We start from the raw sequence: 23,374 nt of genomic DNA on the forward strand, positions 1-23,374 counted from the left end.
AAAAGTCTAAAAACTCTTTAATAGCTTACAAAAACAAATAAATTAAATTGGTAATTTGAGTAATAAGTTAGGATTTGGGCAATTTGTCTTATAAAAATCAATTTTTTCTTCGGATGAAACTCCAGGATAATCTCCAAAATTACCTTCTAAATTTTTAATAATTTGAAAATGTAAATGTGGAGCATAATCTCCATTTACTGAAGAATTCCCTAAAAGACCAATTACATTTCCTTTTAAAACAAGGTCTCCTACTTGTAAGTTTTCTATAGAATTTAAAGATAAATGACCATATAAAGTATAAAATATTTCATTTTTAATTTGATGTTTTAAAATAATAGTTGGGCCATAATCTCCAAAATTATCATTGTTTTTAAAACTGTGAATTTCACCATCTAAGACTGCAAGAACTTTAGTTTTGTCTTTACACCACAAATCAATTCCTAAGTGAATGTTTCTTTTTTCTTTTTCTACTAAATTTTTAAAATAATCACTTCTGTCATAAATATTCCTTATTTCTAAATACCCGCCAAAAGCAACTTCAGCTTTATTTATTTTTAAATAAGAAAGAATATATTCTTCCCATTCTTTAGAGGAAGAAATATTAAATTTTGTCAAATCTTTATTTTCTTTAGATATAACAATTGGTATATATTTTTCTATAGTTATATTTGAATCAATAATATTTATTGGTTCTTCTGATATCTTATTTAAAAATTGATTGAACTCTTCTACAGACATAATGAGTCAAATAAAAAAACTCCTAAATTTCTTCAGGAGTTTGAAATTAATAATTAAAATATTAAGCGTTTTCTTTTTTGATTAAGTTTAAAGCAGAACCTTCATTATACCATTCTATTTGTCCTTGGTTATATGTATGATTCGTAATAATTACATCTTTACTTCCATCAGCATGAACAACTTCTATCGTTAAAGGTTTTCCAGGTGCAAATTCATTTAAGTCTAAGAAGTTAAAAGTATCATCTTCTTGAATTAAATCGTAATCTGTTTCATTCGCAAATGTTAAACCTAACATTCCTTGTTTTTTTAAGTTGGTTTCATGAATTCTTGCAAAAGATTTTACTAAAACAGCAGCAACACCTAAATGTCTTGGTTCCATTGCAGCATGTTCTCTAGAAGAACCTTCTCCATAATTATGATCTCCAACAACCATCGTTTTAACACCTGCAGCTTTATATGCTCTAGCTGTATCAGGTACACCTCCATATTCTCCTGTTAATTGGTTTTTAACAAAATTTGTTTTCATACCGAAATCATTAACAGCACCTATTAAACAATTGTTAGAAATATTATCTAAATGACCTCTATAACGTAACCAAGGTCCTGCCATAGAAATATGATCTGTAGTACATTTCCCATGTGCTTTTATTAATAATTTTACGCCTGTTAAATCATTTCCTAAAGGAGTAAATGGTTCTAATAATTGTAATCTTTCTGAGTCTGGGTTTACTTTAATTTCAACTCTACTTCCATCTTTTTCTGGGGCTAAATACCCATCATCTTTTACTTCAAAACCTTTTGGAGGTAACTCCCAACCTGTTGGCTCATCTAACATTACTTCTTCACCGTTTTTGTTGATTAGTTTATCTGTAATCGGATTAAAATCTAAACGACCAGCAATAGTAACTACTGCAACCATTTCTGGTGAAGCTACAAATGCATGCGTATTTGGGTTACCATCTGCACGTTTAGCAAAATTTCTATTAAATGAATGTATAATTGAGTTTTTAGGGGCATTGGCAGGATCACTATATCTTGCCCATTGACCAATACATGGTCCACAAGCATTTGTAAATATTTTAGCGTCTAATTTTTCAAAAACTCCTAAAATTCCATCTCTATCTGCTGTATATCTTACTTTTTCAGAACCAGGATTAATTCCAAATTCTGCTTTTATACCTAAATTTTTATCCAAAGCTTGTTGTGCAATTGAAGCTGCTCGAGATAAATCTTCATAAGAAGAGTTTGTACAAGAACCTATTAATCCCCATTCAACTTTTAAAGGCCAATCATTATCATTTGCTGCTTTTGTCATATCTTTTCCAGCTTTTGTAGATAAATCTGGAGTAAAAGGCCCATTTAATAAAGGACTTAGTTCTGATAAGTTAATTTCAATTACTTGATCAAAATATTGTTCTGGGTTTTCATACACTTCAGCATCACCTGTTAAATAATCTTTTACTTCATTTGCAGCATCTGCAACATCACCTCTTTCTGTAGCACGTAAATAACGCTCCATTGAAGCATCATATCCAAAAGTAGAAGTTGTTGCTCCAATTTCTGCTCCCATGTTACAGATTGTACCTTTACCTGTACAAGACATTGAAATTGCTCCTGGTCCAAAATATTCTACAATTGCACCTGTTCCTCCTTTTGTAGAAACAATTCCAGCTACTTTTAAAATAACATCTTTTGGTGCAGTCCAACCAGAAAGTTTCCCTGTTAACTTAACACCTATTAATTTAGGAAATTTTAATTCCCAAGGCATTCCTGCCATAACATCTACTGCATCTGCACCACCAACTCCAATTGCAACCATTCCTAAACCACCAGCATTTACTGTGTGAGAATCTGTACCAATCATCATTCCTCCTGGAAATGCATAATTTTCTAAAACTACTTGGTGAATAATTCCTGCTCCTGGTTTCCAAAAACCTAATCCGTATTTATTAGAAACAGATTCTAAAAAGGTAAAAACTTCGTTACTTGTATTTAAAGCAGTTTGTAAATCTGAACTCGCCCCGTTTTTAGCTTGAATTAAATGATCACAATGTGTTGTTGTTGGAACAGCAACTTTAGTTTTACCTGCTTGCATAAATTGTAATAATGCCATTTGAGCAGTTGCATCTTGTAATGCAATTCTATCTGGGGCAAAATTTACATAATCTTTACCTCTTACAAATGCTTTATTAGATGTTTCTCCCCATAAATGAGAATACAAGATTTTTTCTGCTAAAGTTAAAGGTTTTCCTGTAAGTTCACGAGCAGCATCAACACGTTTTACAACGTTTGAATATACTTTCTTGATCATATCAATATCAAAAGCCATATTATTATAATTTTAAAGATTTATTAATTAACTAAATATACAAAATATATAACGAGTTTGAAAATGGTTTTTTATGATGATATTATAAGAATAACTTATAGAATATTTTTTATATAAAAAAAGCTCTAACCGTAAGATTAGAGCTTTTTAAATTATAATGTAATTTTGTTATTAACTTACTAATACCTTTGTAGAAGGCTTAAACTTAGTTAAAACAATACCTTTAACAGCAGCTTGGTATTCTTCTATCGTTGGAGTTCTTCCTAAAATAGTTGATAATACTACCACTGGTGTAGAAGATAATAAAGACTCTCCTTTTTTCTCATCTGTATCTCTTACAACACGACCCTGAAATAAACGAGTAGAAGTTGCCATTACAGTATCTCCTGCTTCTGCTTTTTCTTGATTACCCATACATAAGTTACAACCTGGACGCTCTAAGTATAACATGTTTTCATACTTTGTACGTGCTAACCCTTTTGGTGCACTATCATCAAATTCAAAACCAGAATACTTTTGTAAAATTTTCCAATCTCCTTCTGATTTTAACTCATCAACAATGTTATATGTTGGAGGCGCAACTACTAAAGGAGCATTAAATTCTACTTTACCTTGTTGCTCTTCAATATTTTTTAACATTTGAGCTAAGATTTGCATATCTCCTTTATGAATCATACAAGATCCAATAAATCCTAAATCTACTTTCTTAGTTCCACCATAATAAGATAATGGACGAATATTATCATGCGTATAACGTTTAGATACATCTTCATTATTTACATCTGGATCAGCAATCATTGGTTCAATAATTTTATCTAGATCAATAACAACGTCAGCATAATACTTCGCATCTGAATCTGGCTTTAATGCCGATTTAGTTCCTGTTTTTATTTCAATAATTCTATCATTAGCCTTATCAACTAATCCTTTAAGGTCTTGCTTAGGATTATCCATCCCTTTATCAATCATAATTTGAATACGATCTCTAGAGATTTCTAATGATTCTATTAAAGTATCATCTTCTGAAATACAGATAGATGCTTTTGCTTTCATCTCTGCTGTCCAATCTGTAAATGTAAATGCTTGATCTGAAGTTAAAGTACCAATGTGTACTTCAATAATTTTACCTTGGAAAACATTCTCTCCATCAAATTGAGTTAACATTTGTTCTTGAGTAGCATGAACCACATCACGGAAATCCATATAAGATTTCATTTCACCTTTAAAAGTAACCTTTACAGACTCTGGAATTGGCATAGTAGCCTCACCTGTAGCTAGTGCTAAAGCAACTGTTCCTGAATCGGCTCCAAAAGCAACTCCTTTTGCCATACGTGTATGTGAATCTCCACCAATAATTACATCCCAATCATCAACTGCTAAATCATTTAACACTTTATGAATTACATCTGTCATTGCAGGATATTTTCCTTCTGGATGACGTGCAGTAACTAATCCGAAGTCATTCATAAACTTCATTAATCTTGGAATGTTAGCCTTAGACTTATCATCCCAAACAGAAGCTGTATGACACCCTGATTGGTAACCACAATCAACAATTGGAGAAATAACTGTAGCAGCCATCATCTCTAATTCTTGAGAAGTCATTAAACCTGTAGTATCTTGAGAACCTACAATGTTTACTTCAACTCTTACGTTAGAACCAGCGTGTAATGTTTTTCCTGGAGTAGTTCCTACTGCGTTTCTGTTGAAAATTTTCTCAACAGCAGTTAAACCTTGTCCCTCTATAGAAACTTCTTTTGAAGCGGCATACACTTGAGGAACATCTATTCCTAAAACTTTACAAGCAAATGTTTGTAATTTCTTACCAAAAACAACAGCATAAGAACCTCCTGCTTTAATAAACTCCATTTTTGGTGGCGTTAAAGCTGTAGAGATGTCTTTTAACTCTTTGTCTCCGTTATATAATTTTTTTGTTTTTGTATTTATAGTAAGTACTGTACCTGTAGCAACAGAATACTCTTCCTTTAAGATTGCTTCTCCATCTTCATCAACAATAGTGTTTCCGTCAGCATCTTTTTGCTTTACCCAGTTTTTTAAATCAATACCAATACCACCAGTTACCCCAACAGTTGTTAAGAAAATTGGTGCAATACCATTAGTACCAGCAATTACTGGAGCAAAATTGATAAATGGTACATATTTACTAAAAGGTACACCTGTCCATAATGCAACGTTATTTACACCTGACATTCTTGAAGATCCAACTCCCATTGTACCTTTATCAGCTATTAACATTACACGCTTATCTGGGTGTTCTGCTTTTAAAGCCAATAATTCATTTTGCATCTCTTTATTGTGCTCAAACATACATTGACCATGTAATTCACGATCTGATCTTGAATGTGCATCTGCTCCTGGAGATAATAAATCTGTAGAAATATCACCAATACCTGCAACAAAAGTTACAATTTCTATTTCTTCATCAACCTCTGGTAACTTTGTAAAGAACTCTGCTTTAGAATAACTTTCAATTAATTCTTTTGCAATAGCGTTACCTGCTTTATAAGCTTTTTCTAATTGCTCAGTATCTGCTTCATATAAAAAAACCTGAGTTTTTAACACTTTAGCTGCTTCAGCTGCATTTGCAGCATCATTTCCTAGAGCTAAATCTAACAATACCTCAACTGAAGGTCCACCTTTCATGTGTGATAATTGTTCAAAAGCAAAAGCTGGAGTAATTTCTTTTACTTGAGATTCTCCTAGAATAATTTCTTTTAAAAAGGTAGCCTTAACACCAGCAGCACTAGTAGTACCTGGTAAAATATTATAAATAAAGAAATTAAGAGATTGTTCTCTATATTTATTATTTAAATCTTTAATTTGCTCAATTAACGCACTTGTTAATTCAGCACCATCAATTGGTTGCGGATGAAGTCCCTGACCTTTTCGATCTTCTATTTGCTTAAGGTAATCTTTATAAATACTCATGAAAGAAATCTTTAATTACTGTAAACCTTTTTGATTGTATTAATCTTAAAGAAATTACTAGTAAGTTTTTATTGTTTTTAGTGTCGCAAACTTACATTTTTTATATCAATATTAAAAGATAAATAATAGATTGCTCTAATTAATGAATAAAAAAAAGTTATTCTGTATTTAAGTGAATTTAAATCAATAAAATGTTCATTTTATTGATTAATTATGAAGATTGTATAAATTTATAAAAAATGCAGACTAATAAGCCGAATTCTGTTCCTTAAAAAGGCTCTTATCATTTATCTAGTTCTAAAATTACTCTTAGAATCTATCTGCCTACCCTTTAGAATCGAGCGAGAAGCTCTCAAGCTCTAATTTACATGGCATTGCACCTCATAGAGTTTACCTGGTTTCACTACAGCCTAACTGTACATTCTTTCTGTTGCACTGGTCCTCAACTCTCGTTGGACGGATGTTATCCGCTATGATTTCTCTTTGGTGTCCGGACTTTCCTACTTATTAATAAGTCGATAAGATAAGTCTGCAATTTCTATAATATACTATTTTCTTTAATCATAAAAAAAACCCACTCATAAATGAGTGGGAAAAATTGCTATGAAAAAGAAAAAGTGTTGCTGATTTCTCAACAACACTACAAATATATATTAAAATGTGTTACAAAAAAATATTTTATTATAAAAAAACTACAATTTTAATAATCTTAACATCTATTTAAGAAAACATATCTTTTACTTTTTCAAAAAATGATTTGTCTGACTTATTAGGACTTGGTTTAAAGTTCTCATTTTCAGACATTTTTTCAAAAAATTGTTTTTGTTCTTTATTTAACTCTTGAGGTGTCCAAACATTTATATGGATTAAGAAATCTCCAGTTCCATAACGCTCGATACTTGGTAAACCTTTTCCTTTTAATCTTAATATTTTACCAGATTGAGTTCCTGCATCAATTTTGATTTTTACTTTTCCTGTAACTGTTTCAACTTCTTTACTAATTCCTAATACAGCTTCAGAAAAGTTTACGTATAAATCAAAATGAATATTAGTTCCTTCTCTTTTTAAAGTTTCATGCTGAATTTCTTCAATTAAAACTAATAAATCACCAGCTATAGAATTCTTTCCAGGAGCTTCATTACCTTTTCCTCCTACTTTTAATTGAACTCCTTCTGTAACTCCTGCAGGAATATTTATAGAAACAGTTTCTTCTTTTGTAATTAAACCTTGAGCATCTGCACCATTTGGTTTGCTATTTATAATTTCTCCTGCTCCAGAACAAGTACCACATGTAGTTGCAGTTTGCATTCTACCTAAAATGGTATTAGTAACTCGCATTTGCTGACCAGAACCGTTACAAGTTGTACATGTTTTATAGGTTACTCCATCCGCTTGTACTTTTCTACGAACTTTTACTTTCTTTTCTACACCCTTAGCTATTTCTTCTAAAGTTAGTTTTACACGAATTCGCATATTACTACCTTTAACTCTAGCTTGACGTTGGCCTCCACCACCGCCAAAACCTCCAAAGCCGCCGCCAAAACCACCGCCTCCAAAGATATCACCAAATTGACTGAATATGTCATCCATATTCATACCACCGCCACCAAAGCCACCGCCACCTTGAGGACCATCAAAAGCAGCGTGACCATATTGATCATAACGAGCTTTTTTGTTTTCGTCACTTAATACCTCATAAGCTTCTGCAGCTTTTTTAAAGTTTTCTTCAGCAGTTTTATCATCTGGATTTTTATCTGGATGATATTTTATAGCCATTTTTCTATATCCTTTCTTAATTTCTGCTTGAGATGCAGATTTAGAAATTCCTAATACTTCGTAAAAGTCTTGTTTTGCCATTCTTTATTTCAATTATCAATTAACAGTAATCAATGATCAGTGGTAATTGTACATTGTTAATTGTAATTTATTGTCCGATAACCACTTTTGGGTAACGAATTATTTTATCTCCTAATTTGTAACCTTTTTCTACACAATCGATAACTTTTCCTTTTAAATCATCTGAAGGTGCTGGAATTTGTGTAATAGCTTCATGATATTCAGCATCAAAAACGTCCCCTTGTCTAGTTTCCATTTTTGATAATCCTTTTTGCTCTAAAGTATTGTAAAATTTATTGTAAATTAATAAAACACCTTTTCTCAATTCCTCTGCTTCTTTATCTTCTTCAATATGTGACAAAGCGCGTTCAAAATCATCTATTACTGGCAGTAAAGATGTCATTACTTCTTGTCCGGCTGTTTTAAATAATTCTATTCTTTCTCTAGATGTTCTTTTTTTATAGTTTTCAAACTCTGCAAAAAGACGTAAAAACTTGTCTTTTTCAGCTTGAATTAACTCTTCTGCTGTTGGTTCTTCTTTTACAACTTCTGATTCAACTTCTTGATTTTCTTCTACTTGAACAGTTTCTTGTTCGTTTTTAATTTCTTCTTCTTGTATTTTATCTTTCTTACTCATTTCTTTGTAATCGTTAAATTGTCTACAATTTATTGACAAAAATGTTGCCAATAAAAAAATAGTGTCAAGTTGACACTATTTTTAATATTATTATTTAGCTGGCAAACAAGCTTAGCCCCGATTGAAACGGCATCCTTTTTTTTTGTGTTGAACCCGATTCAGTTTCTGTTATAATAAAATTTAGCTTTTAAAATAGTAAGATACTGAACTAAATTCAGCATAAAAAAAAGATATAGTGAAAAGCGGGAAATAGCTTCTTATAAATCTGCTTTTAATCTTCTATTCTTTCAATTTTTGCGCCAATTGATTTTAATCGAGCTTCAATATTCTCGTAACCTCTATCTATTTGCTCAATATTATTAATGATACTTGTTCCGCTTGCAGATAATGCTGCTATTAATAATGAAATACCAGCTCTAATATCTGGAGAAGTCATTTTTGTAGCTTTTAATTGAGATTGATGATCGTGACCAATTACCGTTGCTCTGTGTGGATCACATAAAATAACTTTTGCTCCCATATCGATTAATTTATCAACGAAAAACAAACGGCTTTCAAACATTTTTTGATGTATTAAAACAGTTCCTTTTGCTTGTGTTGCAATCACTAAAACAATACTCAATAAATCTGGTGTAAAACCTGGCCAAGGAGCATCTGCTACTGTTAAAACTGAACCATCTATATAGTTTTGTATTTCGTAAGAATCTTGTTCTGGAATGTAAATGTCATCACCTCTTTTTTCTAGTTGAATTCCTAGTTTTCTAAATACATTTGGAATTTGCCCAAGGTTTTCCCAACTAACGTTTTTGATTGTTAATTCTGAACGTGTCATAACTGCAACACCAATCCAAGAACCAATTTCAATCATATCTGGTAAAACTGTATGCTCACAACCACCTAAAGAATCTACTCCTTCGACAATTAATAAGTTAGAACCAACTCCTGAAATTTTTGCTCCCATAGAATTCAACATTTTTGATAATTGTTGAATATAAGGTTCACAAGCTGCATTGTAAATTTTTGTGGTTCCTGTAGCTAAAACAGCTGCCATTAAAATATTTGCAGTTCCTGTAACAGAGGCTTCATCTAACAACATTTCTACTCCATGAAGTTCATCTGCTTCTACACCATAAAAATGCTCTTCTTTATTATATCTAAACTTTGCTCCTAATCTAATAAAACCTTCAAAGTGTGTATCTAAACGTCTACGACCAATTTTATCTCCTCCAGGTCTTGGAATATATCCTCTACCAAAACGAGCTAAAAGTGGACCTACAATCATAATAGAACCTCTTAAAGAACTTCCATCTTTTTTAAATTCTGCAGATTCTAAATAATCTAAATCAATTTCATCTGCTTGAAAAGCATAAGAATTTCTACTTAACTTTTCAACTTTTACACCTAATTCTCCAAGAATAAAAATTAATTTATTTACATCAATAATATCAGGAACATTATTAACCACAACTCTTTCTGGAGTTAATAAAACAGCACAAAGTATTTGTAAAACTTCGTTTTTAGCTCCTTGAGGAGTAATTGTTCCGCTTAATTTATGTCCTCCTTCAATTTTAAATGATGCCATATACTAGTATCTTTTTCTATTTTTATTGTTATGATGTTGTTTCTTGTGAGTGGTTTTAGAACTACCTTGACCTTGTGTACGTGGTTTTCTAAGTAAATTCTTGCTTTCTGATAATTTTTCTTCTGAGCTTCTTAAATCTAATTTTCCATCAGATAAATCATATAAATGGTTAAAAATAACAGCATCATCTACTGTATCTTTATTCCAATTTAAATAACATTTTTTCATATGATTGGCAATGGTAAAAACCAATGCTTCTTTCTTATCTCCTTCTTCCCAACTCAAAGCAATATCTATCATTGTTTGAATATTGTTACCGTAATAACGATATCTTGATGCTGATTTTGGATAAGCTAAACCTTCTGGCTTTTCTTGTAATTCTTCTTTTGAAGGCTGAGGATAAGGAGACTCCACATCTAATTTAAAATCTGCCATTATGTATAACTGATCCCAAAGTTTGTGTTTAAAATCTGGAACATCACGCAAATGCGGTTGTAAATTACCCATAACGTCTACAATAGCTTTCGCCATTTTATCGCGTTCTTCTTTAGTTTCTAAAGCGACACAATGGTCTACTAATTTTTGAATATGTCTGCCGTATTCTGGAATTATCATTAACGGTCTTTCTGAATTGTACTCTAAATCGAATGTCATTTTTTTATTTTTGAGAAGTGTTCTCGATACATTTTCTTTATTCATTTTAATCAAAAGAAAACACTCGAACTGACAAATTATTATTTGTAGTTATTTAACGTTGCAAAATAGTAATTTATTTTTAGTTTTATTGAAGATTTTTATCCAATCACTTTTAATTTTGCAAATTGCAATAACAATTTCTTTTTTCCTACTGTACCAAATTTAATTTCTGCTTTTTTATTAGGACCATTTCCTTCTAAAGCAAGTACTTCTCCTCTACCAAATCTATTGTGTTCTACAATATTACCTACAATAATTTTGCCATCAAATAAATTAGATTTAGAGGTTGCTTGAGATACTTTTTTAAGGTTTTTAGGAATTATGATTTCTTTCTTTTTAATTAAATTACGCTCCATTTTTTTACGTTGAATTGGTTTTTGAAAACGAATTCCTTTTGGTGCATCATCAAAAATACTTTTATCAAGAAAATTGTTTACAGATGGAGTTGGAGATTTTGGAGTGATATAATTTAAATATTGATCATCAATTTCTTCTAAAAATCTACTTGGTTCTGCATCTACTAACTTACCCCATCTATAACGTGTTTGTGCATAAGATAAATAAGCTACTTTTTCTGCTCTTGTTAAAGCCACATAAAATAACCTACGTTCTTCCTCTAACTCACTTCTGGTATTCATACTCATTGCTGATGGAAATAAATTTTCCTCTAAACCAACAATATAAATATACATATACTCTAATCCTTTAGATTGATGAATGGTCATTAAAGAAACACTTGGTTTGTCATCATCTTTTTTAGAATCGAAATCTGTAGCCAAAGCAACATCTTCTAAAAATGTAGTTAAAGACGTATCTTCTCCTTCTTCAATTTTATCAGTAATAAAATCTTTAATTCCGTTTAATAATTCTTGAACATTTTCTACTTTACTAACTGCTTCTGGAGTTCCGTCTTTTTCTAAATCTTTAATTAGAAGGGTTTGTTTTACAACAATTTCTGCTATTTCAAATGCGTTTTTTGTTTGTGATTCAATTTGTAAACGCAACATCATATTCATAAAATTCTGAAGTTTATTTTTAGTTCCAGAATTTATTTTTAAATCGATTTTATCAATATACTTTATAATTTCAAAAATTGATTTTTTATAATGATTTGCTGCTATTGTTAACTTATCTATAGTTGTTGCTCCAATTCCTCTTGCAGGATAATTGATAATTCTTTTTAACGCTTCTTCATCATTTGGATTGATTAAAATTCTTAAGTATGATAAAAGGTCTTTAATTTCTTTTCTTTGATAAAAAGACATTCCTCCATAAATTTTATAATCAATTCCTTTTTTACGCAACGCATCTTCTATTGCTCTAGATTGTGAATTTGTTCTATATAAAACACAAAAATCATCCGGACTTAATTGATGATTCATTTGGTTTTCCCAAATAGATTGTGCTACAAAACGTCCTTCTTCTCCATCAGAAATTGTACGCATTACATTTATAGCATCACCAGAGTCATTAGAAGTCCAAACTTCTTTATCTAATTTTGTTTTATTTCTTGCAATTACAGAATTTGCTGCATTTACAATATTTTTTGTGGAACGATAATTTTGTTCTAATTTAAATGTTTTTACATCAGGATAATCTTTCTGAAAGTTTAATATATTCTGAATATTTGCGCCCCTAAAACTATAGATACTTTGAGAATCATCTCCAACAACACAAATGTTTCCAAATTTATCTGCTAAAGCTCTAACAATTATATATTGTGAGTGATTTGTATCTTGATACTCATCAACCATTATATATCTAAATCGGTCTTGGTATTTTGCTAAAACATCAGGAAATTTTGCCAATAATTCATTGGTTCTCAACAACAAATCATCAAAATCCATTGCACCTGCTTTAAAACATCTATCAACATATTCCTTATAAATATCACCTACCTTTGGTCTACTAGCTTCTGTATCTTGCTGTAAATATTCAGGATTATTAAAATAGGCTCTTACCGTTACCAAACTGTTTTTAAAAGATGATATTCTTCCTAATATCTGTTTTGCTTTGTAACGTTCTTTATCCAAACTCATTTCCTTAATAATAGCAGTTATTAAACGAACTGAATCTTGTGTATCGTAAATTGTAAAGTTAGATGGAAAACCAAGTTTATCTGCTTCTGATCTTAAAATTCTTGCAAAAACAGAGTGAAAAGTTCCCATCCAAAGGTTCTTTGCTTCACTATTACCAACAACTCCAGCAATTCTTGCTTTCATTTCTTTTGCTGCTTTGTTAGTAAATGTTAATGAAAGAATATTAAAAGAATCTACACCTTGCTGCATTAAATGCGCAATCCTGTAAGTTAATACACGTGTTTTACCAGAGCCTGCACCAGCGATTATAATCATTGGTCCGTCTTTTTGTAAGACAGCCTGTTTTTGTGCTGCGTTTAATGTATCTAAATATGTATTCAATAGTTTGTTTTGAAAGAGTTTGAAAACGTGAATTTAGCCAAACTATTCGTTTCTTTAAAATAAGATGATTAATTTTTATTCACAAGTTATTCATTATTAAAAACCAATTATATCTGCTTAAAGGCAGATAAGTACAAATATCTGTCCATAGACAGATAAATTAAAATATCTGCTTACAGGCAGATAATTTTGTATTTTAATGTAATAAATTATATATTAGCTTAAAATTTATAGGAATAATGACTAGCATTTTAACAGGTGATATTATCAATTCAAGAAAGAAAGACGATAATTTTTGGTTAAAAACCTTAAAAGAAACGTTAAGTACTTTTGGTAAATCTCCAAAATATTGGCAAATCTACAGAGGTGATAGTTTTCAATTAGAAGTAGAAAATTGTGAAAATGCATTTTATGCAGCTTTAAAAATAAAATCTCATTTAAAATCTAAAGAAAATATTGATGTTAGAATAGGCATTGGAATTGGTGAAAAAGAATTTAATGTTGATAAGATTACAGAATCTAATGGAGAAGCATTTATAAATTCTGGTTATGCTTTTGATACCTACTTAAAGAAACAAACTATCGCTATTAAAACACCTTGGCAAGAAATTGATGATGAATTAAATATTGCATTTGATTTAGCATTATTAACAATGGATTCTTGGAGTAAAAATTCTGCAGAAGTTTTTAAGCTTTCTTTAGAATCAGAAAATATTACTCAAAAGGAGATTGCTACTATTTTAGGAATAACCCAAGGAAGAGTTAGCGAACGTCAAAAAAGAGCTGGTTTTGATCCAATTATGAAACTAGAAAAACGTTTTAGAAAATTAATACAACAAAAAACACAGATATAAATATGTTATTATTCTTAAAACTTTTGTTGTCTCACATTCTTGGTGATTTTGTTTTTCAACCAGAAAAATGGGTAAAAAACAAAGAGGAAAAAAAAGTAAAATCTGTAAAGCTATATTTACATATTGGCCTTCATACAGTAATCTTACTATTTGTGCTTCAATTTAATTTAAAAGAATATTGGTTAGGTTTTTTATTAATTATAACTTCTCATTATATTATTGATGTGCTAAAACTCTATCTTCAAAAGAAGAAAACGAAACGAATTTGGTTTTTTGTAGATCAATTATTACATATTTTAATATTATTAATTGTAAGCTATTTATATGGTAACTCTTCATTTTCATTAGAAAATATCTTCACGGATAAAATTTTATTACTGATAATTTTTGTACTTTTAGTAAGCTTTGTTTCTGCAATTATTATTAAAATAATTATAACACAATGGAATCCTGAAAGCAAAAAAGAGAATGATGATTCTTTGGCAAAAGCAGGACGATATATAGGAATCTTAGAACGTTTGTTTGTATTTACTTTTGTAATTACCAATCACTGGGAAGCCATTGGTTTTTTATTGGCAGCAAAATCTGTGTTTAGATTTGGAGATTTAACTTCATCTAAAGACAGAAAACTCACAGAATACATTTTAATTGGTACTTTATTAAGTTTTGGGCTTGCTATATTTTTAGGAGTTCTATATTTGTATGTATTAAATTTACTCTAATTTATGGAAGAAAAATTAATAGAAAGTATAGCATACATTTTACCTGCAGCAGTTACAGGTTTCGTTGCCTATTATATGTTTAATGGATTTATAAAACAGCAAAATTCTGAAAAAAAACTAGAGTTTATAGCTCAGAAAAAGAAAGATTCTTTACCAATTAAATTACAAGCTTATGAAAGAATGTTATTATTTTGTGAGCGTATAAATCCTGTGAAAATGTTGGTAAGAATTAAACCTCTTTCAGAAAACACACAAGATTATTTACAATTATTAATTGCAAATATAGAGCAAGAATTTGAGCATAATTTGGTGCAACAAATTTACATTTCTAATGATTCTTGGACAGCTATTTTGGCAACTAAAAATACAATTATCAACAAGTTAAAACAAGTTGCAGAAACATCAGACTCTGCAAATAGTTTAAGAGAAAATGTTATAATGCATTACTCTACAACATTACCACCAACAGAAACTGCAATTTCATTTATAAAAAATGAAGTAAAAAAATTACTATAAAAAAAGGCTCCTAATTAGGAGCCTTTTACTTTTTTTTAAAAAAATAATATTAATATTTAAAACTGAAGGCTTACTCCTACTTTAAAATTTCTACCTCTTGTAGAAAAACCTAAAACATCATCATAATCTTCATCTAAAATATTAGTTACAGCACCAAAAAATGTTACAGTTTCATCTAATAATTTATAATTAGCAGTAAAGTCTAAAACTTGGTAACTTGGTAAAATAACATCAACTCCTGCAGTTCCAAAAGAACCCCATCTATCAAAAATAGTTCTGTCACCTACATTTCTATAAGTTAGATTAAAGAATGCATTGTCTAACGCAGTAATATCTACTCCAGCAACTATTTTATTAGCAGGAATGTAATCGTTAAAGTCTTCTGTTTGATCTTTATCAACATAAGTATAAGAAGCATTTAAAGTTAAAAAACTAACTGGTGTAATTTTAGTATTTACCTCAAATCCATTAGCATCAGAAGAACCGTTTCCATATTTATAAGTAGTATTATCATAAATAATTGCATCTTCTTCTTTTCTGCTAAAGTAAACAGCATCCAACTGAATCCAATCTTGATAATTTACATCAAAACCTGCTTCAAAAGTTTTATTTGATTCTGGTTTTAAATCAATATTACCTGCAAACCCATCATATAATTGATACAAACTAGGAGCAATAAATGCTGTACTATATGAAGTTAACAATTTAACAGAAGCATTTTCATCTTTTAAAACTGAATACGCTAAGTTTCCATCATAAACCATATGATTACCATAAACATTATGAATATTTAAACGTCCTCCAACATTTGCACTTAAACCATAGTCAGAAATATAAACAACACTTGCATAAGGATCAATTGTATTAAAATTAGCAACATCTTTATCTATAGTTGCAAATGGAGTTTCAGTTTGATTGCTATGTTCTTGATAATTAAGACCTGTAATTACTTGAATTTTTGATGAAAACTCATACTTATTTACCAAATCTACATTAACGCTTCTTCCTTTAAATTGATAATTATCTAAGGTTCCTCCATAAGAATTAAACTGATTTATATTTCTTTTTACTTCATTTACAGAAGCTAAAACATATAATTTACCTTTTTCATAATTAAAACTTGGTTTAATTCCAAATCTAAATTGGTTTTGATCTCCTGTATTAACATCACTGTCAGAAAATGCACCTGTATCAAAATCATAATCAAATTCATCATAATTTAAGAAGGTTTCTACAGAAACTTGACTATTTACCTTATAACCCAATTTTACTAATGCATTTTTACTATAAAAACTATCTTCTTCAAAAGCAGTATTCGTTTTACTTTTTGCTGATGACATTCCGTCAATTCCAGTAATACTGAAAGAACTTAAAAAATTAAAGTTCCCCAAGGTTCCGTTTAAAGCTACATTCTGATTTTTATCAGACAAACCACTTCCAGTAACACTAGCTGTATTATTTGTTCCAAAACTTGTTTCAAAAGAACCAGAAATTTTATCTTCTGATGCTTTCTTTAAAACAATATTAATAACAGCATTTGCAGCGCCTGAACCATATAAAGTAGATGAAGCTCCTTTTAAAATCTCTATAGATTCAATTTGGCTTAACGATAAAAGTCGTAAATCAAATTCTTGGTTAATAGCAGACTGATCTGTAACTGGCACACCATCTATTAACACCAAAACCTGCCTACTTCTACCACCTCTAATATTAATACTTCTAGGTTCAGATACATTTGCATTTACACCTCTAACATCAATACCAGCAACAGTATTTAAAATTTCAATTACATTTTTACCAGCGTTTTGCTGCAATTCTTTTTGAGTAATTTTATGAATTACTTTACCCGTATTTTCCTTTTTTAACTTGAATTTTGTTGCTGTTATTACAACTTCTTTAAGGGTTTCTACTTTTTCTTTTTGCTTTTCTTTTTTTTGCGCAAAAAGATTTGTGCTGACAAAACTACATGCCAAAACACCAACAATTAGGAATTGTTTTTTCATTTTTAATAAATTTGATTTACAATAAATCAGGTAAATTTTGTGTACATAAATAGATTAGTACATAAACTTTTATCCCGAAAGTTTTTAACTCGTGATTTATGGCAGGTTTCCTGACTTGCGTCTTGTAACAAACCTTCCCATTTATACAAACAGTGGTTAAAGAATTAGTTACAAGCTAAGTAGCTTACAGTTGCGGGAACAGTTCTGGAATTTAACCAGATTCCCTTTTAATTTGATGTAAAATGATTTCTACATCAAAACCAAAATCTATGCAAATATATATGCATTCTTATTAACAATCTAATAAAATCTTTATCAAATTTAATATCTTTAATCCCTAATTATTTTTGATATTTATGAGAATAGAAAATGAATTGAAATTAGGTTTTAAAGACGTAATGATTCGTCCAAAAAGATCAACTTTAAAATCGCGTTCGCAAGTAAGTTTAGAAAGAGAATTTACTTTTTTACATAGTGATGTAGTTTGGAAGGGAATACCAATTATGGCTGCAAATATGGATACAGTTGGTACTTTTGAAATGGCAAAAGCATTAAGTAAACACGGTCTATTTACTGCAATTCACAAACATTATTCTTTAGAAGAATGGATAAAATTTGCATCTAAAGCTAATAAAAAAACACTTAATAATATTGCAGTTAGTACAGGAACAGGAAAAGAAGATTCTGAAAAAGTAAAACTAATTTTAGATAAATTTCCTCAAATTAATTTCATTTGTATTGATGTTGCTAACGGATATTCTGAGCACTTTGTGAATTTTGTACAGAAAATGCGTAAAAATCATCCTAATAAAGTCATTATTGCTGGTAATGTTGTTACTGGTGAAATGGTAGAAGAATTATTGTTAGCTGGTGCAGATATTATTAAAGTTGGTATCGGACCAGGTTCAGTTTGCACAACTCGTGTAAAAACAGGAGTTGGTTATCCACAATTATCTGCAATTATAGAATGTGCAGATGCTGCTCATGGAATGGCAGGTCAAATTATTTCTGATGGAGGCTGTAAAATTCCAGGTGATCTTTCTAAAGCATTTGGAGGAAGTGCAGATTTTGTAATGTTAGGCGGAATGCTTGCTGGTCATGAAGAAAGTGGTGGCGAATTGATAGAAAGAAAAGGAGAAAAATTCAAAGCTTTTTATGGTATGAGTTCAGAAACTGCTATGAATAAACATTCTGGTGGCGTTGCCAATTATAGAGCTTCTGAAGGAAAAACAGTTGAAGTTCCTTTTAAAGGAAATGTAGAAGAAACTGTTATTGATATTTTAGGTGGAATTAGATCTACATGTACATATGTTGGAGCAAGTAGATTAAAAGAATTAACCAAAAGAACTACATTTATTAGAGTTCAAGAACAAGAAAATCAAGTTTATAATTAATGAAAAACGCATACTTAATTCCTTTTTTATTTTTTCTTTTAATTTCGGTTTCATGTAAAAAAGAAATTGTAAAAAATAATCATATTACAACTTCAAAAAGTAGTATTAAATACGCTAAAGGTTTTGATATTATTGAAGAAAACGGAACTAAAAAGTTAATTATAAAAACTGCATATCAAAATTCTGAGGATTCTTTTGAATACATCATTAAGAAAAAAGTTGGTTCAAATATCAAAAAAATTGAATCATCAATAATTTCAACTCCAATAGAAAAGATAGTAGTAACTTCAACTACTCATATACCTATGGTTGAGTTGTTAAATGAAGAAACTTCTATTGTTGGTTTTCCATATGCTAAGTATGTTTCTTCAGAAAAAACAAGACAATTAATTGATGAAGGAAGAATTAAAGAAATTGGAAAAGAAAGCTCTTTAAATACAGAGATTCTTTTAGACTTACAGCCAGAATTGGTTGTTGGTTATAGTGTAACGTCTGCAGATAAAAGCTTAACAACAATTAAAAAAGCTGGAATTAATGTAATTTATAATGGAGATTGGTTAGAAGAAACTCCTTTAGGAAGAGCAGAATGGATTAAGTTTTTTGGTGTTTTATTTGATAAAGAAAAACAAGCAGACAGTATTTTTAAAGTGATAGAAACTAATTATTTGTCAGCAAAAAAAATTGCCTTAAACTCTAATAAAAAACCTTCAATTCTTTCTGGTGCTATAATGAGTAAAGACATTTGGAATTTACCTGCTGGAGAAAGTTTTGTTGCTCAATTTTTAAAAGATGCAAATGTTAATTATCTATGGAAAGATACTAAGGGAAAAGGCAGTTTGTCGTTAAGTTTTGAAAGTGTTTTTGATAAAGGAGAAAAGGCAGATTTTTGGATTGCTCCTGGGTATTTTTCTACAAAAAAACAAATGTTAAAAAGTAATGAATTATTTTCAAAATTTAAAGCTTTTCAAAATGATGGTATTTATACACCATCCACCAAAAAAGGAAAAACTGGTGGCGTAATTTATTATGAATTAGCACCAACAAGACCCGATTTAGTTTTAAAAGATATCATAAAAATCACAAACCCTGATTTGTTACCAAATTATGAATTCACTTTTTTTGAAAAAATGAAGTAAATTTTAATTTGTTTTAGCAAATTTAAATGCTACAGTAGCATGAATTTCTGTTGTATCAAAAACAGGAACAGTAACATCTTTTTGTTGTATTAATAATGGAATTTCTGTACACCCTAAAATAATACCTTCTGCCCCATTTTTAATCAACCTATTTATAATTTTTATATATTTTTCCTTAGAATCAGAATTTATAAAACCTGTAGAAAGTTCATCATAAATAACGTTATGGATTATTTCTCTTTCTTCTAATTCAGGAATCATTGTTTCTATACCAAAAGAGGTTAAAATATCTTTAAAGAAATCTTTTTCCATTGTGTATTTAGTTCCTAATAAAGCAACTTTTGTAAGCTTCTTTTCTAAAATATTTTTAGCAGTTGCCTCTGCAATATGAATTACAGGAATATTTACCACATTTCTAACAGCATCAATACATAAATGCATTGTGTTAGCACAAATAACAATACACTTTGCGCCAGCATTTTCTAAGTTTTTACCAGCTTCTGCCATTATTTCGTCTAACAAATCCCATCTACTTTCTTTTTGAAGTTTAGCTATTTGGCCAAAATCAAAAGAATTAATTACAACTTCTGCAGAATGAGGTTTTCCTAAATTACTAGCATTTAATTGGTTTAAAATTCTGTAATATAAAATGGTAGATTCTGGAGTAATTCCTCCTATTAAACCAATTTTTTTCATAGCATACATTTTAAAAATTAAAACAATTTAGTTTGATTTTCATCATCTATCTTCTTCTGTTCTGCTTTCTTTTTTGCAATTGATTTTTGTAAAGCTATTTTTGCTTTTTCTTCAGCAGAAAGTTCTTCTAAAACAGGTTTTTTAGTTTCAACTTTTGGTAAATCTATTGGTAATTTATCCTCTATAACTTCTTCGTCAACAACTTCTACTTCTTCAACTTTTTCTTCTTCTGGTTCATCATAAGGTAAAGATTCTAATAAATTAACATTCTTTATTTTTTCTGTAGTAAGTTGATTTCCTTGTGCTTTAATTCCTTTAACTGCAATAAATTCTTCTAAGTTTACTTTTTCATTTTCTAAACTTCTTTTAGAATATTGAATTTCTGCAATAGGTCTATAATCTGTAGCTATAATTTCTAATTTAGATTTAGGATGTTCAGAAATAAAAACTTCTTCTTTTTCTGGCGTTTCAATTAAAAAACGTTTAATGTAGTAACGTTCTTTTTCACCATCAAAATAGATTGCTGAAATTGGTTTATTAGGTTTCCACTTTTCTAAGACAATCATATCATCATCAAAATGCATTGCTAAATCTGGTTTTACTGCTTTAGCTTTTCCACTTTGTGTAATAATCAATAATTTATCTTCTGCTCTAAACTCTCCTAATAAATCGCCTCTTTCATCAACATTTAAACGCTGAACAGCATCATCAAACCAAATTTTACGTGGTTTTAAAGTAGATACTCCTGCAGATTTAAATTCGATAGATTTAATAGAATGTTTTGAAATCAAGTTTCCTCTTACCGCTCTTCCTTTTATAGCTAAATCGGCAAAATCAATATCCCATTTTAGCTTTTTAATGCTACCAACAGATCGTAAATGAACGGTTACAACTTCTGCTTCTCCATTTGGATTTGGAGTAAAATACAATACTTTAGAACTTTTACTTCCGTTTGTTAAATCGTATTCTTTATCTCTAGTTACAGAGGTTACATTAAAACGTTTCATATAAGATGGACCTCTTGCTCCGTCTTTATACATAAAATTATAAACTGTTCTTTTATCTTTTTTCTTAAAGATGTCAACATGAATAATATCTTTACCAACAAAAGTTTTAGCATCTATTTTTGTAACCATCATTTTACCATCTTTTCTAAAGACAATAATATCGTCAATATCAGAACAATCTGTTACAAATTCGTCTCTTTTTAAAGATGTCCCAATAAATCCTTCTTCTCTATTTACATAGAGTTTTGCATTGTTCATTGCTACTTTTGATGCAACAATGTCATCAAAAATTCTAATTTCGGTTTTACGTTCTTTTCCTTTACCGTAAGTATCTTTTAATCGTTTAAAATAAGCAATTGCATATTCTATTAAATTTGCTAAATGATCTTTTACAACAGCAATTTTCTCTTCTAAACCTTCTATAAATTGCTTTGCTTTGTCAATATCAAATTTTGATATTTTCTTAATTCTAATTTCTGTTAAACGCGTAATATCTTCAACAGTTATTGCTCGTTTTAAATGTTTTATATGTGGTTTTAAACCTTTATCAATGGCTTCAATAACACCTTCCCAAGTTTCTTCTTCTTCAATATCCCGATAAATTCTATTTTCTATAAAAATACGTTCTAAAGAAGAAAAATGCCACTGCTCTTCTAATTCATTTAATTGAATTTCTAACTCTTTTTTTAACAATTCTACAGTTAAATCTGTTGAGTGTTTTAACATTTCAGAAACCCCTACAAAAACAGGTTTATTGTCTTCAATTGTGCAAGCTAAAGGAGAAATAGATGTTTCACAATTTGTAAAAGCATACAAAGCATCTATTGATTTATCAGGAGAAACATTTGGTGGTAAATGCACTAATATCTCTACTTCTGCAGCTGTATTATCTTCAATCTTTTTGATTTTAATTTTACCTTTATCATTTGCTTTTAAAATACTATCAATTAAAGAGGAAGTTGTAGTAGAAAATGGAATTTCATTAATTACCAACGTTTTTTTATCTAATTGAGAAATTTTGGCTCTTACCCTAACCTTTCCTCCTCTTTTACCATCATTATAATTTGAAAAGTCAGCAATTCCGCCAGTTAAAAAATCTGGAACAATTTTAAAACTTCTACCTTTTAAATATTTGATGGAAGCATCAATCAATTCAATAAAATTGTGTGGTAATATTTTTGTTGATAAACCAACTGCAATTCCTTCTGCTCCTTGAGCCAATAATAATGGAAATTTTACAGGCAAATCAATAGGCTCTTTTCTTCTCCCATCATAAGAAAGTTTCCATTCTGTAGTTTTTGGATTAAAAACAACATCTAAAGCAAATTTTGATAATCTTGCTTCAATATATCTAGATGCTGCAGCTCTATCTCCTGTTAAGATATTACCCCAGTTTCCTTGCATATCAATCAACAATTCTTTCTGACCAATTTGCACCATGGCATCTGCAATAGAAGCATCTCCATGTGGATGATATTGCATTGTATGACCAACAATATTCGCTACTTTATTGTAACGTCCATCATCTAAATCTTTCATAGAATGCATAATTCTACGTTGTACAGGTTTTAATCCATCTTCTAAAGAAGGTACCGCTCTTTCTAAAATTACATACGAAGCATAATCTAAAAACCACTCTTTATACATTCCTGTAACTTTAGTAATGGTTTCTACAGAATCTGTCTGATTATCTAGAGAATCTGATTGATTATCTAAATTTGAAAGCTCTTCTTCGTGTTCGTTTATTTCTTCACTCATTCTTTTTAAACGTTTAATTGTGTAATCGTTTAACTGTGTATTTCTTTATTTGGGCGTTCCCTAAAAAGGTCGGGTTTTACGTTGCAATCTTTTTATTTTGT

General features: G+C 29.8%; 16 protein-coding genes, 1 other RNA gene and 1 riboswitch. Of the genes, 5 read left to right on the plus strand and 12 right to left on the minus strand.

The window, feature by feature from the left end:
- Positions 1–42: 42 nt before the first annotated feature.
- The 9 genes from PHEL85_RS02890 to PHEL85_RS02925 form a co-directional block, all read right to left on the minus strand.
- Entirely contained in the window at positions 43–738 is a 696-nt protein-coding gene (locus PHEL85_RS02890; RefSeq protein WP_036820803.1) for a peptidoglycan DD-metalloendopeptidase family protein, read from the minus strand.
- Positions 739–799: 61 nt separating this feature from the next.
- Complete coding sequence (locus tag PHEL85_RS02895; protein ID WP_036820805.1) at positions 800–3,067, minus strand: aconitate hydratase; 2,268 nt, start codon at positions 3,065–3,067, stop codon at positions 800–802.
- A 171-nt stretch (positions 3,068–3,238) separates the two neighbouring features.
- A complete protein-coding gene (locus PHEL85_RS02900; protein WP_036820808.1) occupies positions 3,239–6,016 on the minus strand; it encodes a bifunctional aconitate hydratase 2/2-methylisocitrate dehydratase in 2,778 nt (925 codons plus the stop codon).
- A gap of 234 nt (positions 6,017–6,250) precedes the next feature.
- An RNA gene (gene rnpB / locus PHEL85_RS17300) (RNase P RNA component class A) lies at positions 6,251–6,552 on the minus strand.
- Between the two features lie 184 nt (positions 6,553–6,736).
- The gene (gene dnaJ, locus PHEL85_RS02905; protein ID WP_036820811.1) at positions 6,737–7,873 is read right to left on the minus strand and encodes a molecular chaperone DnaJ; all 1,137 of its coding nucleotides are present in this window, start codon (positions 7,871–7,873) and stop codon (positions 6,737–6,739) included.
- A gap of 67 nt (positions 7,874–7,940) precedes the next feature.
- Positions 7,941–8,489 (minus strand): nucleotide exchange factor GrpE, encoded by a 549-nt coding sequence (locus PHEL85_RS02910; RefSeq protein ID WP_036820814.1) that lies wholly within the window; start codon positions 8,487–8,489, stop codon positions 7,941–7,943.
- A 271-nt stretch (positions 8,490–8,760) separates the two neighbouring features.
- Positions 8,761–10,071 carry a UDP-N-acetylglucosamine 1-carboxyvinyltransferase gene (murA, locus tag PHEL85_RS02915; protein WP_036820816.1) on the minus strand — a complete coding sequence of 437 codons (1,311 nt, stop codon included), beginning with the start codon at positions 10,069–10,071 and terminating at the stop codon, positions 8,761–8,763.
- A gap of 3 nt (positions 10,072–10,074) precedes the next feature.
- A complete protein-coding gene (locus PHEL85_RS02920; RefSeq protein ID WP_036823030.1) occupies positions 10,075–10,725 on the minus strand; it encodes a DUF4290 domain-containing protein in 651 nt (216 codons plus the stop codon).
- A 140-nt stretch (positions 10,726–10,865) separates the two neighbouring features.
- A complete protein-coding gene (locus tag PHEL85_RS02925; protein WP_036820818.1) occupies positions 10,866–13,187 on the minus strand; it encodes an ATP-dependent helicase in 2,322 nt (773 codons plus the stop codon).
- A gap of 239 nt (positions 13,188–13,426) precedes the next feature.
- On the opposite strand from PHEL85_RS02925, the gene PHEL85_RS02930 reads away from it, so the two are divergent.
- The 3 genes from PHEL85_RS02930 to PHEL85_RS02940 are packed head-to-tail and all read left to right on the plus strand — an operon-like array spanning position 13,427 to position 15,279.
- Entirely contained in the window at positions 13,427–14,041 is a 615-nt protein-coding gene (locus PHEL85_RS02930; protein WP_036820820.1) for a SatD family protein, read from the plus strand.
- A gap of 2 nt (positions 14,042–14,043) precedes the next feature.
- Positions 14,044–14,763 (plus strand): DUF3307 domain-containing protein, encoded by a 720-nt coding sequence (locus PHEL85_RS02935; protein WP_036820822.1) that lies wholly within the window; start codon positions 14,044–14,046, stop codon positions 14,761–14,763.
- A gap of 3 nt (positions 14,764–14,766) precedes the next feature.
- Positions 14,767–15,279, plus strand: coding sequence for a hypothetical protein (locus tag PHEL85_RS02940; RefSeq protein WP_036820825.1), 513 nt, complete (start codon positions 14,767–14,769; stop codon positions 15,277–15,279).
- Positions 15,280–15,335: 56 nt separating this feature from the next.
- Here the strand turns inward: PHEL85_RS02940 and PHEL85_RS02945 are convergent, their stop codons facing one another.
- On the minus strand, positions 15,336–17,282 hold the full coding sequence (locus PHEL85_RS02945) for a TonB-dependent receptor plug domain-containing protein (protein WP_036820828.1): 1,947 nt from the start codon (positions 17,280–17,282) through the stop codon (positions 15,336–15,338).
- A gap of 82 nt (positions 17,283–17,364) precedes the next feature.
- A riboswitch (cobalamin riboswitch) is annotated at positions 17,365–17,562 on the minus strand.
- A 76-nt stretch (positions 17,563–17,638) separates the two neighbouring features.
- Between PHEL85_RS02945 and PHEL85_RS02950 the strand changes: the two genes are divergently transcribed.
- Both PHEL85_RS02950 and PHEL85_RS02955 read left to right on the plus strand, forming a co-directional pair.
- Positions 17,639–18,676: a GMP reductase gene (locus tag PHEL85_RS02950; RefSeq protein ID WP_036820831.1), complete on the plus strand. Its 1,038-nt coding sequence runs from the start codon at positions 17,639–17,641 to the stop codon at positions 18,674–18,676.
- On the plus strand, positions 18,676–19,812 hold the full coding sequence (locus tag PHEL85_RS02955) for an ABC transporter substrate-binding protein (protein ID WP_036820833.1): 1,137 nt from the start codon (positions 18,676–18,678) through the stop codon (positions 19,810–19,812). The genes PHEL85_RS02950 and PHEL85_RS02955 overlap by 1 nt, the downstream gene beginning before the upstream one ends.
- A 3-nt stretch (positions 19,813–19,815) precedes the next feature.
- Here PHEL85_RS02955 and PHEL85_RS02960 read toward each other — a convergent pair whose 3' ends face one another.
- Both PHEL85_RS02960 and PHEL85_RS02965 read right to left on the minus strand, forming a co-directional pair.
- Positions 19,816–20,508: an aspartate/glutamate racemase family protein gene (locus PHEL85_RS02960; RefSeq protein ID WP_036823033.1), complete on the minus strand. Its 693-nt coding sequence runs from the start codon at positions 20,506–20,508 to the stop codon at positions 19,816–19,818.
- Positions 20,509–20,525: 17 nt separating this feature from the next.
- Positions 20,526–23,273, minus strand: coding sequence for a DNA gyrase/topoisomerase IV subunit A (locus PHEL85_RS02965; RefSeq protein WP_036820835.1), 2,748 nt, complete (start codon positions 23,271–23,273; stop codon positions 20,526–20,528).
- Positions 23,274–23,374 lie beyond the last annotated feature (101 nt).

The sequence above is a fragment of the Polaribacter sp. Hel1_85 genome (assembly GCF_000766795.1).
In the GTDB taxonomy this organism is placed as follows: domain Bacteria; phylum Bacteroidota; class Bacteroidia; order Flavobacteriales; family Flavobacteriaceae; genus Polaribacter.